The organism is Stappia sp. G46H5W (assembly GCF_058448995.1).
The window spans coordinates 701,472-716,242 of sequence record NZ_JBZFLL010000002.1; the positions used below are offsets into that span (position 1 = coordinate 701,472).

General features: G+C 66.5%; 10 protein-coding genes. 7 read left to right on the forward strand and 3 right to left on the reverse strand.

What is annotated here, in order from left to right:
* Positions 1-29: 29 nt before the first annotated feature.
* Positions 30-1,493: a xylulokinase gene (gene xylB / locus ACVJ6E_RS08910; protein WP_120267937.1), complete on the forward strand. Its 1,464-nt coding sequence runs from the start codon at positions 30-32 to the stop codon at positions 1,491-1,493.
* The gene (xylA, locus tag ACVJ6E_RS08915; RefSeq protein WP_120267938.1) at positions 1,490-2,797 is read left to right on the forward strand and encodes a xylose isomerase; all 1,308 of its coding nucleotides are present in this window, start codon (positions 1,490-1,492) and stop codon (positions 2,795-2,797) included. Before xylB ends, xylA begins: the two co-directional genes overlap by 4 nt.
* 113 nt (positions 2,798-2,910) lie before the next feature.
* Here the strand turns inward: xylA and ACVJ6E_RS08920 are convergent, their stop codons facing one another.
* Positions 2,911-3,114: a hypothetical protein gene (locus ACVJ6E_RS08920; RefSeq protein ID WP_120267939.1), complete on the reverse strand. Its 204-nt coding sequence runs from the start codon at positions 3,112-3,114 to the stop codon at positions 2,911-2,913.
* Between the two features lie 175 nt (positions 3,115-3,289).
* Between ACVJ6E_RS08920 and ACVJ6E_RS08925 the strand changes: the two genes are divergently transcribed.
* A complete protein-coding gene (locus tag ACVJ6E_RS08925) occupies positions 3,290-4,186 on the forward strand; it encodes a LysR family transcriptional regulator (RefSeq protein WP_120267940.1) in 897 nt (298 codons plus the stop codon).
* Between the two features lie 17 nt (positions 4,187-4,203).
* On the opposite strand, the gene ACVJ6E_RS08930 is transcribed toward ACVJ6E_RS08925, so the two are convergent.
* Together ACVJ6E_RS08930 and ACVJ6E_RS08935 are read right to left on the reverse strand one after the other, a co-directional pair.
* Positions 4,204-6,639 (reverse strand): FAD-dependent oxidoreductase, encoded by a 2,436-nt coding sequence (locus ACVJ6E_RS08930; RefSeq protein ID WP_120267941.1) that lies wholly within the window; start codon positions 6,637-6,639, stop codon positions 4,204-4,206.
* 62 nt (positions 6,640-6,701) lie between these two features.
* The gene (locus ACVJ6E_RS08935; RefSeq protein ID WP_120267942.1) at positions 6,702-8,291 is read right to left on the reverse strand and encodes a trimethylamine methyltransferase family protein; all 1,590 of its coding nucleotides are present in this window, start codon (positions 8,289-8,291) and stop codon (positions 6,702-6,704) included.
* Between the two features lie 535 nt (positions 8,292-8,826).
* Between ACVJ6E_RS08935 and ACVJ6E_RS08940 the strand changes: the two genes are divergently transcribed.
* From ACVJ6E_RS08940 to ACVJ6E_RS08955, 4 genes are all read left to right on the forward strand, one after another.
* Positions 8,827-10,518: an ABC transporter substrate-binding protein gene (locus tag ACVJ6E_RS08940; RefSeq protein WP_199681023.1), complete on the forward strand. Its 1,692-nt coding sequence runs from the start codon at positions 8,827-8,829 to the stop codon at positions 10,516-10,518.
* Positions 10,519-10,639: 121 nt separating this feature from the next.
* Positions 10,640-11,590, forward strand: coding sequence for an ABC transporter permease (locus ACVJ6E_RS08945; RefSeq protein WP_120267943.1), 951 nt, complete (start codon positions 10,640-10,642; stop codon positions 11,588-11,590).
* An 18-nt stretch (positions 11,591-11,608) separates the two neighbouring features.
* Positions 11,609-12,628 (forward strand): ABC transporter permease, encoded by a 1,020-nt coding sequence (locus ACVJ6E_RS08950; protein ID WP_199681024.1) that lies wholly within the window; start codon positions 11,609-11,611, stop codon positions 12,626-12,628.
* Positions 12,629-12,641: 13 nt separating this feature from the next.
* Positions 12,642-14,732 (forward strand): ABC transporter ATP-binding protein, encoded by a 2,091-nt coding sequence (locus ACVJ6E_RS08955; protein ID WP_120267944.1) that lies wholly within the window; start codon positions 12,642-12,644, stop codon positions 14,730-14,732.
* Positions 14,733-14,771: the final 39 nt, after the last annotated feature.

The following is a 14,771-nucleotide window of genomic DNA, read 5'->3' on the forward strand; positions in this document are numbered from 1 at the left end:
AACAGCCGCAATGCGGTGCGGGAGGACGCGTGTATCTGGGAATCGACATCGGCACGTCCGGGGTCAAGACCGTGCTCATGGACGAGACGGATGCGATCCTTGCTTCCGCCTCCAGTTCGCTGACCGTTTCCCGGCCGCATCCCGGCTGGTCGGAGCAGGACCCGCATGCCTGGTGGGAGGCGGTGGTCGCAACGCTCGACGAGCTCTCCCGCAGCCATCCGTCCGAAATGTCGGCCGTTGCTGGCATCGGCCTGTCCGGCCAGATGCACGGCGCCACCCTGCTGGACGCGGCGCACGAGGTGTTGCGGCCGGCGATCCTGTGGAACGACGGACGCTCGGAAGCCGAGTGCATGGCGCTGGACGCGCGGGCAGACTTTCGCGGCATCGGCGGCAACCTGGTCATGCCGGGCTTCACCGCGCCGAAGCTCGAATGGGTCGCCCGCCACGAACCTGATATCTTTGCCAGAACCGCCTTGGTGCTGCTGCCGAAGGATTACGTCCGCCTGCGCCTGACCGGCACGGCTGCCTCGGACATGTCGGATGCCGCCGGCACCTTGTGGCTCGACGTTGCCCGGCGCGACTGGTCGGACGAGCTGCTCGCTGCAACCGGCCTCACGCGCGCCAACATGCCGGCGCTTGCCGAAGGGACCGATGCCACCGGGTCGGTCCTGCCGGAGCTCTCGTCCCGCTGGGGCTTTGCGCGTCCGCCGGTGGTGGCGGGCGGTGCCGGCGACAATGCCGCCAGCGCCTGCGGCATCGGCGCAGTGCGTCCGGGCGAGGCGTTCCTGTCGCTCGGCACGTCCGGCGTGCTCTTCGTCGCCACCGACCGTTTCCGGCCCAACACCGCCGGCGCCGTCCATGCCTTCTGTCACGCGCTGCCCGACACATGGCACCAGATGGGGGTGATCCTGTCGGCGACCGACAGCCTCAACTGGCTGGCGCGGGTTTCGGGCTGCGATGTCGCGACACTGGAGGCGGAGGCCGCCGCGCGCCAGCGCTCCCGGCGCGACGGGCCGCCGGTGCTGTTCCTGCCGTATCTGTCCGGCGAGCGCACGCCCCACAACGACGCCTCGGCGCGCGGCAGCTTCGTCGGCCTGTCGCAGGCGCATGATCGGGCCGATCTCGCACTCGCCGTGCTGGAGGGCGTCGCCTATGCCTTCCGCGACTGCCTCGACGTGCTGTCGGCCGCCGGCACCCGCGTGGAGCGCGCCACCGCCATCGGCGGCGGTGCCCGCTCGCGCAACTGGCTGGAGATCCTGGCGACGGTTCTGGGCATCGAGATCGACGTGCCCGGCAACGGGGATTTCGGTGCGGCCTTCGGTGCGGCACGGCTCGGCCGCGCGGCGGCCACCGGCGCGAGCGGCGCCGACCGTTTCGCACCGCCGCCAACGGCACATTCCATCGGCCCTGACGCGGGGCAGCGCGCCTTCCACGAGGAAGGGCTCGCCCGCTACCGGGCGCTTTATCCGGCACTGAAAGAGGTTCTGCGATGACAGCGTTTTTCGACGGCATTCCCGCCATTCGCTACGAAGGGCCGGAGAGCGAAAATCCCTTTGCCTATCGCTGGTACGACGCCGACCGGCTGGTGCTGGGCAAGCGGATGGAGGATCATCTGCGCTTCGCCGTTGCCTATTGGCACAGCTTCTGCTGGCCGGGCGGCGATCCCTTCGGCGGGCAGACCTTCGAGCGGCCCTGGTTCGGCGAGACGATGGAGATGGCGCGCCTGAAGGCCGATGTCGCCTTCGAGATGTTCGACCTGCTCGGCGTGCCGTTCTTCTGCTTCCACGACCGGGATGCGGTGCCGGAGGGCGCGACGCTCGCCGAGAGCAACCGCAACCTGCAGGAGATCGCCGAGGTCTTCGCCCGCAAGATGGAGACCTCGAAGACGCGTCTTCTGTGGGGCACGGCCAATCTCTTCTCGCACCGCCGTTACATGGCGGGCGCGGCGACCAATCCGGACCCGGACGTCTTCGCCTATGCGGCGGGCCAGGTGAAGGCCTGCATGGACGTGACCCATCAGCTCGGCGGCCAGAACTACGTGCTGTGGGGCGGGCGCGAGGGCTACGAGACGCTGCTCAACACGGACCTGCGCCATGAGCTCGACCAGATGGGCCGCTTCCTGTCGATGGTGGTCGACTACAAGCACAAGATCGGCTTTCCCGGCACGATCCTGATCGAGCCGAAGCCGCAGGAGCCGACCAAACACCAGTACGATTACGACGTCGCCACGGTCTACGGCTTCCTCAAGGCCTACGGCCTGGAGAAGGAGGTGAAGGTGAACATCGAGGTCGGCCACGCGGTGCTTGCCGGCCATTCCTTCGAGCACGAGGTGGCGCTCGCCTCCGCGCTCGGGATTCTCGGGTCCATCGACATGAACCGGAACGATTACCAGTCCGGCTGGGATACCGACCAGTTCCCGATGAACGTGCCGGAAGTGGCGCTGGCGCTCTACTACATCCTGAAGGCTGGCGGCCTGACCACCGGTGGCCTCAACTTCGATGCGAAGCTCCGCCGCCAGTCGCTGGACGCGGCCGACCTGATCCACGGCCATATCGGCGGCATGGACACCTGCGCGCGCGGACTTTTGGCTGCGGCCGAGCTCATGGAAAAGGGCGAGCTGTCGGATGCGGTGGTCAAGCGCTATGCCGGATGGCAGGCGCCGGAGGCGGCCGCCATGCTGAAGGGCGAGCGCACGCTGGAAGAGGTCGCGGCGCGTGTCGAGCGCGAGGGCATCGATCCGCGTCCCGTGTCGGGCCGCCAGGAATATCTGGAGAACCTGGTCAACCGCCGCCTCTGAGCAGCGGTTCCTCGTCACGCCTGCACGAAAAACGAAAACCGCCGAAGCGTGAGCTTCGGCGGTTTGTCGTTACAGCGGATCGATGCGGTCGGTGGGCCGGCGGGGAGACGTGCTCAGCGACCGTTCAGTCCGAGGCGGGCAGCGTTCGAGGCACCGGGCTCGCCGGCGCGGAACGACTGGAAACGGGCCTGCTTCGCCGCGTCGCCCGACATGCCGAGATCGGCAAGGGTGCGCGGGTCGGTGTCGGCGACCGACAGCGCATGGATGCGCGTCGCAATGCCGAAGGTGTTGCCGAGTACCCGGGTCAGGTAGGACATGGGCGCTCTCCATATGCTTGAGTTGCGTGTGCCGTTGCGGTTCGGACGGTTCGCACGAGGCGAACTGTCCTGCCGCTCTAACCGGGGATATGGTCGCATTCGCGCTATCAGGCAAACCAAAAGAACTCATGTATATGATCAATTTCATTGAACTAAAGCGCCAGGAGGGCAAGCCATGGATCTGGTGCCGGGAAAAGGCACGCCGCTGATCGAGACGGACCTGTACAGGACCTTCCTCGTCATCGCGGAAACGGGAAGCTTTTCAAAGGCTTCCGAGGTGATCGGGCGTACGCCGTCGGCCGTCTCCATGCAGGTGAAGAAGCTGGAGACGCTGCTCGGTACTGCGGTTTTCGCAAGGGAGGGACGCAGTGTCCGCATGACTGCGGAGGGCGAGGCGCTGCTCGGTTACGCGCGCCGCATCCTGCTGCTCAACGAGGAGGCGGTTGCGATGTTCCGCTCGCCCTCCATCGAGGGCGAGGTGCGCTTCGGTGCGCCCTCGGATTTCGGCACGCGATTCCTGCCCAACATCCTGACGCGCTTCGCCCGTTCGCATCCGGCGGTCAATGTCGACGTGCATCTCGACGGCAGCCCGCCGCTGCTGCAGAAGCTGAAGGACGGCCAGCTCGACCTGATCCTCTACACGGCCCGGCCCGACAGCGATCTCGCCCGCGGCGGGGAGATCGTCTACACCGAGCCGCTGGCTTGGGCCGGGCTGGAAGGGGGCGTTGCCTATAGCCGCAACCCGCTGCCGCTGGCGCTGTCGGTGTCCGGCTGCCCCTGGCGCAAGGCCGCGCGCATCGCGCTCGACAAGGCCGAGCATCCCTACCGCATCGCCTATCAGAGCTTTCACAGCGCGGGACAGGAAGCGGCCCTGCTGGCCGACCTTGCCGTCGCACCGTTCCCGACCAGCGTCATCACGCCGCCGCTGCAGAAGCTCGACGCGCGCCACGGCCTGCCGGAAATCGGCGATTACCACCTGATCCTCAAGGAAGCGGGCAATGCCGGCAAGGCGAGCGACGCCTTCGCCAGCCATGTGATCGCCTGCTTCCGGGAGATGAACCCCGGAAGCTGACGCGCCGTGCCGCTCGGCTACATGCGCATGCGTTCGGCGCGCGGGTCGAACAGCGGCTCGGTGATGATGCGGGCCTTCACCCGCTCGCCGATGATCTCGATCTCGAAAGCGCCGTCCGCGCCCAGCGCCGCCAGCTCCTTCGGCAGGTAGCCCTGCGCCAGCGAGGCGTCGACGAAGTGGCCGTAGCCGCCCGAGGTGATCCAGCCGACGACCTTTCCGTCGTGCCAGATCGGCTCGTCGCCGATCACGTCGGCATCGCCCGCCTCGACGACGAAGCTGACCCGGCGCAGCGTGCCGCCGGTTTCCTTCTCCCGCATGGCGGCCTCGCGGCCGATGAAATCGCCCTTGTTCAGCGCGACGAACCGGCCGAGATCGGCCTCATAGGGCCCGTAGATCGGGCGGAACTCGCGGAACCAGGTGCCGAAGTTCTTTTCTAGCCGCAGGCAGAGCAGGGCGCGCATGCCGAAGTCGCGCAGGCCGAGATCGGCGCCCGCTTCCTTCAACGTGTCGTAGACCCGGCGTTCGTAATGGGGTGCCATCCAGATCTCGTAGCCGAGGTCGCCGGTATAGCTGATGCGGCTGACATGGCAGGGGGCCGAGGCGACGTCCATCGCCCGGCTGGCCATGAAGGGGAAGGCGGCGTTCGACACGTCGTCGCCGGTGACGCGCGCCAGCAGGTCGCGTGCCTTGGGGCCGGCGATCGACAGGCCGACCCAGCCGAGATTGATCGGCGTCACGCGTACCGAGCCGTCCTGCGGCAGGTGCCGCTCGAACCAGCGCATGTGATAGATCTCGGCCTGCGACGAGCCCCACATCAGGAAGCGGTCGTCGGCAATGCGGGCGATGGTGAAGTCGCCGATCAGCTTGCCGGTCTCGTTGAGCATCGGCGTCAGCACCATCTTGCCGAGGGCTGGCATGCGGTTGGTCATCAGCTTGTCGAGGAAGGCCTCGGCGCCGGGACCTGCGATCTCGTACTTGGCGAAATTGGCGATCTCCGTGATGCCGACGCCGTTGCGCACCGCCTGGCACTCGGCCTTGACGTGTGCGAAGTCGTTGGACCGGCGGAAGGAGACGATGTCGCGGGGCTCGGTGCCCTCGGGTGCGAACCAGAGCGGCGTTTCCAGCGCCCAGCTGTCGCCCATCACGGCGCCTTGCGCGCGCATGCGGTCGTAGAGCGGCGTCGTCTGGTGCGGCCGGGCGGCCGGCAGTTCCTCGTTGGGATAGCGGATGCGGAAGCGGCGGGAATAGTTCTCGCGCACCTTGGCGTTGGTATAGGCGAGGGTGGCCCAGGGCCCGAAGCGGGCAACGTCCATGCCCCAGATGTCGAAACCGGGATCGCCGTCGACCATCCAGTTGGAGAGGGCAAGGCCGACGCCGCCGCCCTGGCTGAAGCCGGCCATCACCGCACAGGCGCACCAGAAATTGGTGAGGCCGCGCACCGGGCCGACCAGCGGATTGCCGTCGGGGGCGAAGGTGAAGGGACCGTTGACGAACTGCTTGATGCCGGTGTGCTTGAGCGCGGGGAAGTGCTCGAAGCCGATCTCCAGCGAGGGGGCGATGCGCTCCAGGTTCGGCGCCAGCAGCTCCTGGCCGAAGTCCCAGGGCGTCTGGCGCGGGCTCCAGGGCGTCGCAGCGCGCTCATAGGTGCCGAGCAGCATGCCGCCGCGCTCCTGCCGGGTATAGATCTCGCCGGAAAAGTCGATGGCGTGGACCATCTCCTTGCCGGTCGAGGCGACGATCTCGGCGATTTCCGGCATGTCTTCGGTCAGCAGGTAGTGGTGCTCCATGGCAAGGACCGGGAGTTCCAGCCCGACCATGCGGCCGACCTCGCGCGCCCAAAGGCCGCCGGCATTGACCACGTGTTCTGCCTCCACCGTGCCTTGCTCGGTGACGACGAGCCAGGTGCCGTCCGGCTTCTGGGCCAGCTCGACGACGCGGTTGCGCAGCGAGATCTCGGCACCGGCCTTGCGCGCCGCCTTGGCATAGGCGTGGGTGGTGCCGGAGGGGTCGAGATGGCCCTCGATCGGGTCCCACATGGCGCCGACGAAGTGCCGCTCGTCGATCAGCGGCAGCAGCTCCTTGGCCTCTTTGGCCGAGATGATCTCCGTTTCCATGCCGAGATAGCGGCCGCGGGCATGAGCCATCTTCAGCCAGTCGAGCCGCTCGGGCGTGTCGGCCAGCTGCAGGCCGCCGGTCAGGTGCAGCCCGCAGGACTGGCCGGAAATCTCTTCGATCTCCTTGTAGAGCGAGACGGTATAGGCCTGCAGCTTGGCGACGTTCGGGTCGCCGTTCAGGGTGTGGAAGCCGCCGGCGGCATGCCAGGTCGAGCCGGAGGTGAGCTCCGAGCGCTCGATCAGCAGCACGTCGGTCCAGCCCCTCCGGGTCAGGTGATAAAGGACGCTGCAGCCGACGACGCCGCCGCCGATCACCACCACGCGAGCCTGGGATTTCATTCGTCTGCTTCCCCGCTTGTCTGGAAAGGGATGGGAGCGTCGGCGGCAATCGGCCGCCGACGTCAGAAGTCGGTGGGGGCGCCGCCTTCGGCCTTTCGCCGGGCGACGAAGGCTGCCAGCTCCTCGGCGATGGCCGGATCGAGCGGCGGCGCCTCGTATTCGGCGAGCGCTTTCTTGTAGAGCACCTGCGCCTTGTCGTAGGCGGTCGGCGAGCCCGCATCGCGCCAGGTCTCGAAGTTCCGCCAGTCGGAGATGATAGGCGGATAGAACGCGGTCTTGTAGCGGGCCTGCGTGTGGGCGGTGCCGAAGAAGTGGCCGCCGGGCCCGACATCGCGGATCGCCTCGACCGCGAGCGCGTCCGGCGAGGTGTCGAGCGGCTGCAGGAAGGCGTCCATCATCTGCAGCAGATCGATGTCGATGACGAATTTCTCGAAGCCGGCCGTCAGCCCGCCTTCCAGCCAGCCGGCGGCGTGCTTGATGTAGTTGGCGCCGCCCATCAGCGCGCCCCAGAGCGAGAACACGGTTTCCCAGGCAGCCTGGGCGTCGGGCGAATTCGCCGCGCACACGGCCGAGGAGCGGTAGGGCAGCTTGTAGCGGCGGGCGAGCTGGCCGCCGACAAGGGCCGCCTGCATGTATTCCGGCGTGCCGAAGGCGGGGGCGCCGGACTTCATGTCGACATTGGAGGTGAAGCCGCCATAGACCACCGGCGCGCCGGGGCGCACGATCTGGGCAAAGGCGAGGCCGGCCAGCGCCTCGGCGTTCTGTTGCACCAGGGCGCCCGCGACCGTGACCGGTGCCATCGCACCGGCCAGCGTGAACGGGGTGAGCACGATCGGCTGCCCGCGCCGCGACATCTCGAGAATACCCTGGAGCATCGGTGTGTCGAGACGCAGCGGAGACGAAGAGTTGATAATCGATATGACAGAAGGCGTTCTTTCGAATTCCTCATGTGTCAGTCCAAGTGCGATCCGGGCGATCTCCATACCGTCGAGATTTCGCTCGCGGCCGAGCGAGTAGATGTGGAACGCCTTGTCGGTCAGCGTCACGAAGTCTGAGATGCAGTCGAGATGGCGGACCGACGCGTGGATGTCGACCGGCTCGACCGGGTAGCCGCCGTTCAGGTCGATGACATTGAAGACCTGGCTGAGGCGGAGGAAGTCGCGATAGTCCTGCTGGCTGCCGGGCCGCCGGCCGCGCTGCGCGTCGGCGCAGTTGGGGGCGCTGGCGACGCCGCTCCAGATGACGCTGTCGCCGCCGACCTTCAGGTTCCGCTCCGGGTTCCTCGCGTGAAGGATGAACGCCTCCGGCGCGCTCGCCAGCGCCTCCAGAACCAGGCCGCGATCCATCCTGATTCGGTCGGATGAGGGGGATACGTCGGCGCCGGCGGCCTTCAAAAGGGCCTTTGCCTCGCTATTGATAAAATCGACACCGATATTTTCCAGGACGTCGAGCGAGGCGGAATGGATCGCCTCAAGTTGATCTTCGGACACCGCCTGGACCGGTGCGAAGGGATTGCGGCGGGCCCGGAACGGCTTCTGTTCGATGGCGTCCGGATGTCCCTGGACGTCCCGGCGGCCCCTGCGTCCGCGGCGCCGGCCGGCGCCCTCGTCGTCGGCGGCCGGGGCGGCCTCAACTTCGTCGATCTCGACCATGCGAACCCGGCTCCCCGCTGCGGTTGCGGACGTCTAGTTTCGTATCCGTCTCAGTAAAATGCAGCCATCTCCGAAAACGACAAGCAGAGCGCCGGTTGTTTCGGAAGCGTTCGCGTTTCAATACGCGCGATGTGACAGAAGCCTAGCGCCGGCAACGAGGGAAAGGCGATATCGATTATGCGACTATCTGTTGTCGGATACCGACACGTTCGATCCGGACCTCAAAAAAATGGACGCAGGGCTTTGCCAAGCCACCATGATTGCATGCTAGGTTGACGCGGTTGGATCCGTGGCGGCGGCAATGCCGGACGCTGCGGCATCGGAAAAGAGCATCGGTACGCGCGTCCGGCGAGGGGCCGGAACCGCGGCCGGCCGACAAGGAGGATCTCGAGGGCAGGTCCGCAGTCGCACCCCGCCGGCGCGCCAGCGCCAACGCGGGACCGGCAAGGCCACGAACACCATGCGCGGCGGGCTTCCGGCCCGCAGCGGCGATGAAAAGAGCAAACACAGCAATCGGTTGGAGGGGAGACAGGGCATGTCGACCAACGAGACGTCAAGCAAGATGCATCCGAAAGTCAGGGAAGCACAGGAACAGATGGACAGCGGCCGGTTGAGCCGCCGCGAGTTCGTCCGCTACGCCGCGCTTCTGGGCGTGGGCGCCGGCGCGGCCTATGCGATGGCCGGCCTGCCGAGCCCGGCGGTCGCCCAGGATGCAGCCAACCTGCCGTTCCCGGCGGACGACCCGAACGCCAAGGCCGGCGGCATCCTGAAGGTGGCGATGCAGGTCCAGAAGATCGACGATCCGGCGACCTTCTCGTGGACCCAGGCCTCCAACCAGACGCGCCACATGCTGGAATACCTGGCGATGACCGGCCCGGACAACGTGACCCGGCCGATGCTGGCCGAGCGCTGGGAAGCCTCCGAGGATTTGAAGACCTGGACCTTCTACCTGCGCAAGGGCGTGAAGTGGCACAACGGCGACGATTTCACCGCCGAGGACGTCAAGTTCAACTTCGAGCGCTGGACCAACCCGGATCTCGGCTCGTCGAATATCGGCCTGTCGTCGGTCTCGGCGATGGTCGAGGATAAGGACGGCAAGAAGAGCCTCATCGACGGTGCCATCGAGATCGTCGACGATCACACGATCCGCTTCAACCTGACCAAGCCGGTGCTGTCCTTCCCCGAGGATATGTACAACTACCCGACCGCCATCGTGCATCGCGGCTTCAAGCCGCCGCTCGACAACGCGATCAACGGCACGGGCGCCTACACGATCACCGAGAACGTGGTCGGCGACCGCTGCATCCTGAAGCGCGTCACCGAGGCCGGCGGCCAGCCCTTCGAATATTGGGGCGGCACGGTGTTTCTCGACGAGATCCACTACTACAATTTCGATGCCGACAACCAGCTGACCGCCTTTGCCGGCCAGAGCGTCGATGCGATCTACGACTTCGGCGTCGAGCAGATGGAACTGGCCAAGGCCATCGACGGCAACATCATCGCCGCCCGCACCGCGCAGTGCCTGTGCTGCCGCATGCGCGTCGATGCCGAACCGTTCACGGACGAGCGCGTGCGCAAGGCCGTGACCATGGCCATCGACAATGCCGCGATCAAGCCGCTGGTCTACCCGGAAGGCGGCGATGTGGGCGAGAACCACCACGTGGCCCCGGTGCATCCGGACTACCAGGCGCTGGCGCCGCTGACCCGCGACGTGGAGGGCGCCAAGGCGCTGCTCGCCGAGGCCGGCCATCCGGACGGCATCACGCTGACCATCGATGTCGGCAACACGGACGGCCCGTGGCACCAGACGGCCGCCGAGGCCATGCGCGACCAGCTCAAGGACGCGGGCATCACGCTGAACATCAACGTCATTCCGGCCTCCAAGTACTGGGAGATCTGGACCAAGACGCCGTTCGGCGCGACCGCCTGGACGCACCGTCCGCTCGGCACGATGGTGATGTCGCTCGGCTACCGCACGGGCGTGCCGTGGAACGAGTCCGGCTTCGCCTCGCCCGAGTTCGACGCGGCGCTCGACGAGGCCGAGGCGACGCTCGACGTGGAGGCCCGCAAGGGGCTGCTCGCCAAGGCTTCGCAGATCCTGCAGGACGCCTCGGTGATGGTCATGCCGATCTGGCGGCCGGTCTACTGCATGGCCTCCAAGTCGGTGAACGGCTATCCGGGCCACCCGACCCAGTACCACCAGTTCAACAAGGTCTGGATGAGCTGATACGGACAACGGATTGCCGCGCCTGGGTTTTTCGGGCGCGGCGGTCCTTTGCCGAGGTCAGGGGGAGGGCCCGCATGCCGCGCTTGCGGCATGATCGATGGGCCGACACGGTGGGCGCCACATGCTGAAACTGATCCTGAGACGCCTGGTTCAGATGGTTCTGATCATGGCGGTCTCCTCGCTGTTGCTGTTCGCGATCTTCGACACGCCGGAGTTCAAGAAACGGCTGGCGGTGCAGGAGCTGGGCGGCTTTGCCGTCTCGGCCCTGACCGAGGAGAGCTACAAGAGCTGGCTCGCCGCACGCGGCCTCGACGTGCCGTTCTACCAGCGCTACGCCAACTGGGTCGGGAACATCCTGAGCGGCGATCTCGGCTTTTCCTACGAGAAGAACCGTCCGGTCGGCCCCTTGCTGGCGGACCGGCTGGCCAATACCGGCATCCTGGCCTTTTTCGTCTTCGCGCTGATGATCCCGTTGTCGCTGATCCTGGGTATTCTCGCGGGGATGAAGGAGGGATCGCTGCAGGACCGGACGATCTCGTTCGTATCGGTCTTCACGACCAGCATCCCGGAGATCGCCAGCGCCATCCTGCTGACCATCATCTTCGCCCTCGGCCTCGGCTGGCTGCCGGTGAAATCGGCGATGATCGGCGGGTTCAACTTCCGCGAACTGATCCTGCCGGTGCTGACGCTGGTGATCTACGACTTCGGCTATGTGGCCCGGATGACCCGCGCCTCGATGGCCGAGGTGATGACCTCGCAATACATCCGCACCGCGATCCTGAAGGGCCTGCCGTACCGCCGGGTGGTGATGCGCCATGCGCTGCGCAACGCGCTGATCGCGCCCTTCACGCTGATCGTGCTGCAGCTCAACTGGCTGCTGTCGGGCGTCGTCGTGGTGGAGGTCTTCTTCGAATACGACGGCTTCGGAAAGCTGCTGCTGGAAGCGGCGCTGTTTCCCGATGTGGAGGTGGTGCAGGCCTGCACGCTGGTCGCCGTCGCCGTCGCCGTGCTGTCGCAGATCATCTCCGACATCGGCTACACCTTCCTGAACCCACGCATCCGTTTTGCGTAAGGACCGGAGACGCACTCAATGGCAGTGACCGAGATCCCGTCCGGCCCCTCCGCCCTCGACCGCCTGTCGCGGCCGAAGCCCGTCATCGCGCTGTTTCTGCTGATGTGGCTGCCGCTGATGGCCTATGTGATGTTCGGCCAGGCGATCGGAGGCGAGGCGCGGGCCGTGCTGTTGCCGGCGATCCCGGCAACGCTGATGCTCTACGTGCTCGGCATCCGCGCCTTCCGCGAAAGCCGGGTCGCCGTGATCGGCATTACGCTGGTGTTCTTCTGGCTGCTGATGGCGGTCAGCGCGCCGTACCTGCCCCTGATGGACCCGAACAAGCCGATCGCCCCGTTCACGACGCCCTTCACCGAGCGGAACGGCCTGTTCTTCTGGCTCGGCACCGACTTCAAGGGCCGGGACATGCTGTCGCGCATGATCTGGGGCTGCCAGCGGGTGCTGGTCTGGGGCGTCACGGCGACCATGGTTGCCTATGTGTTCGGCGCCATGTTCGGCCTGATCTCCGGCTACCTGGCCGGCTGGTGGGACGAGATCATTTCGTTCGTCGCCAACGTGCTGCTGTCGTTCCCGGTGATGGTGCTGTTCATCGTCATCCTGAACTATCTCGGCCCGTCGGGCTTCAACATCGTGGTGGCGGTGACCTTCGCCTCGGCGCCGGCGATCATGCGCATCGTCCGGGGATTGGCGCTCGACATCAAGACGCGCGACTACGTCTACGCGGCGCAGACCCGCGGCGAGCATCCGCTCTACATCATGATCTTCGAGCTGCTGCCGAACGTGCGCGGGCCGATCATCGTCGATGCCTGCCTGCGGCTCGGCTACACGACGGTGGCGATCACCACGCTGACCTTCCTGGGGCTGGGCCTGCAGCCGCCCGACCCGGACTGGGGATTGATGATCCGCGAGAGCGCCAAGACGGCGATGCTGTGGAAGTTCTCCTACATGCTGCTCGTGCCGGCGCTGGCCGTTTCGAGCCTGATCCTTGGCTTCAACCTGATGGCCGACGGCCTTCGGGAAATGAGCCTGCGCGACTGAGGAGGGGGACACAATGAGCGATCACGCCGCCGAAGAGGTTCCCGTTCTCGAATGCCGGAACCTTTGCATCTCCTACTACACGCGCGCCGGCGAGATCCCGGCCGTGGTCGACTTCAACCTGAAGCTCATGCCGGGCGAGGCGCACGGCATCGTCGGCGAGAGCGGCTGCGGCAAGTCGACCGTGGCGCTGGCCATCATGCAGTACATGGGCAAGAACGGCGCGATCGTCGGCGGGGAAATCCTGTTCGAAGGCCGCGACATGCGGCAGATGAGCGAGGAGGAGCTGCGGCAGATCCGCGGCTCGCGCATCGCCATGGTCTACCAGGAGCCGATGGCCTCGCTGAACCCCTCGATGACCATCGGCGCGCAGCTGGCCGAGGTGCCGATCTACCATGACGGGTTGAGTGAGCGCGAGGCGCTGGCGCGCGCCGAGGAGATGCTGGCCAAGGTGCGCCTGCCGGACCCCAAGCGTATCCTGGCGTCCTACCCGCACCAGATTTCCGGCGGCCAGCAGCAGCGCGTGGTGATCGCCATGGCGCTGCTGTCGAACCCCAAGCTGTTGCTGCTCGACGAGCCGACGACGGCGCTGGACGTGACGGTGGAGGCGGGCATCGTCGAGCTGATCAACGAGATCGCCGAGGAGTTCGGCACCTCGATGATCTACATCTCGCACAATCTCGGGCTGATCCTGGAGACCTGCGACCGGCTGACCGTGATGTATTCCGGCGAGGCGGTGGAGGTCGGGGACATTCATGACGTCTTCGACGAGATGCGCCATCCCTACACGCGGGGACTGTTCGGCTCGATCCCGTTGCCCGGCGCCGACAAGAACGCCCATCCGCTGGTGGCAATCCCGGGCCAGCTGCCGCTGCCGCACGAGCGCCCCGAGGGGTGCAACTTCGGGCCGCGCTGCACCTTCTTCCGCGACGGGCTGTGCAATGTCGGCCGGCTGCCGATGCGCGCCGTTCCGGGCGACGACGACCACAAGGTGCGCTGCGAACGCTTCCAGGAGATCGACTGGAACCGCGACCTGCCGAAGGGCGAGGCGAAGCCGCCGGTCGAGGCGGGCGAGGTGGTGCTCTCGGTCGAGGACATGACCAAGCACTATCTGATCGAGGATGGCGGGCTGTTCGTGATGGGCGGCAGCGAGCGGGTGGTGAAGGCCAACGAGAAGCTGAGCTTCACCGCGCGCGAGGCCGAGACGGTGGCCATCGTCGGCGAGAGCGGCTGCGGCAAGTCGACCTTCGCCAAGGTGCTGATGGGGCTGGAGGACGCGACCGACGGCAAGGTGATGCTGGGGGATGTCGAGCTCGGCGATCTGCCGGTGGAACGGCGCAAGGCCGAGACGATCTCGAAGCTGCAGATGGTCTTCCAGAACCCGTTCGACACGCTGAATCCGTCGCATTCCGTCGGCAGCCAGATCGCGCGCGTGATCCGCAAGTTCGGGGTCGCCAGCAAGGACGAGGAGGTGGAGGAGATCGTCTTCCGGCTGCTCGACACGGTGAAGCTGCCGCGCGATTTCGCCAAGCGCAAGCCGCGCCAGCTCTCCGGCGGGCAGAAGCAGCGGGTGGGCATCGCCCGCGCCTTCGCCGGCAATCCGAAGGTGGTGATCGCCGACGAGCCGGTGTCGGCGCTGGACGTTTCGGTGCAGGCGGCGGTGACCGAGCTGTTGATGGACATCCAGCGCGAGAACCGCACGACGATGCTGTTCATCAGCCACGACCTGTCGGTGGTGCGCTACCTCGCCGACCGGGTGGTGGTGATGTATCTCGGCCGGATCATGGAGCAGGGCACCACCGAGGATATCTTCGCGCCGCCCTATCATCCCTATACCGAGGCGCTGCTGGCGGCGGTGCCCATCGCCGATACGCGGATCGAGAAGCGGCACATCGTCCTGAAGGGGGAAATCCCGTCGCCGACCAACCCGCCGCCGGGCTGTCCGTTCTCCACCCGCTGCCCCTACATGATGCCGGGCACTTGCGATGTCGAGCTGCCGCCGCTGCGCAGCTTCGGCGATGGACACAGGATCCTGTGCCATCTCGATCCGGCCGAACTGAGCGCGATGGAACCGGTGATAAAGCCGAAGGTCGAGGCGGCCGAATAGGCCTTGAGAATTTCGAGACGGATTTTGCAAAATTCCGTC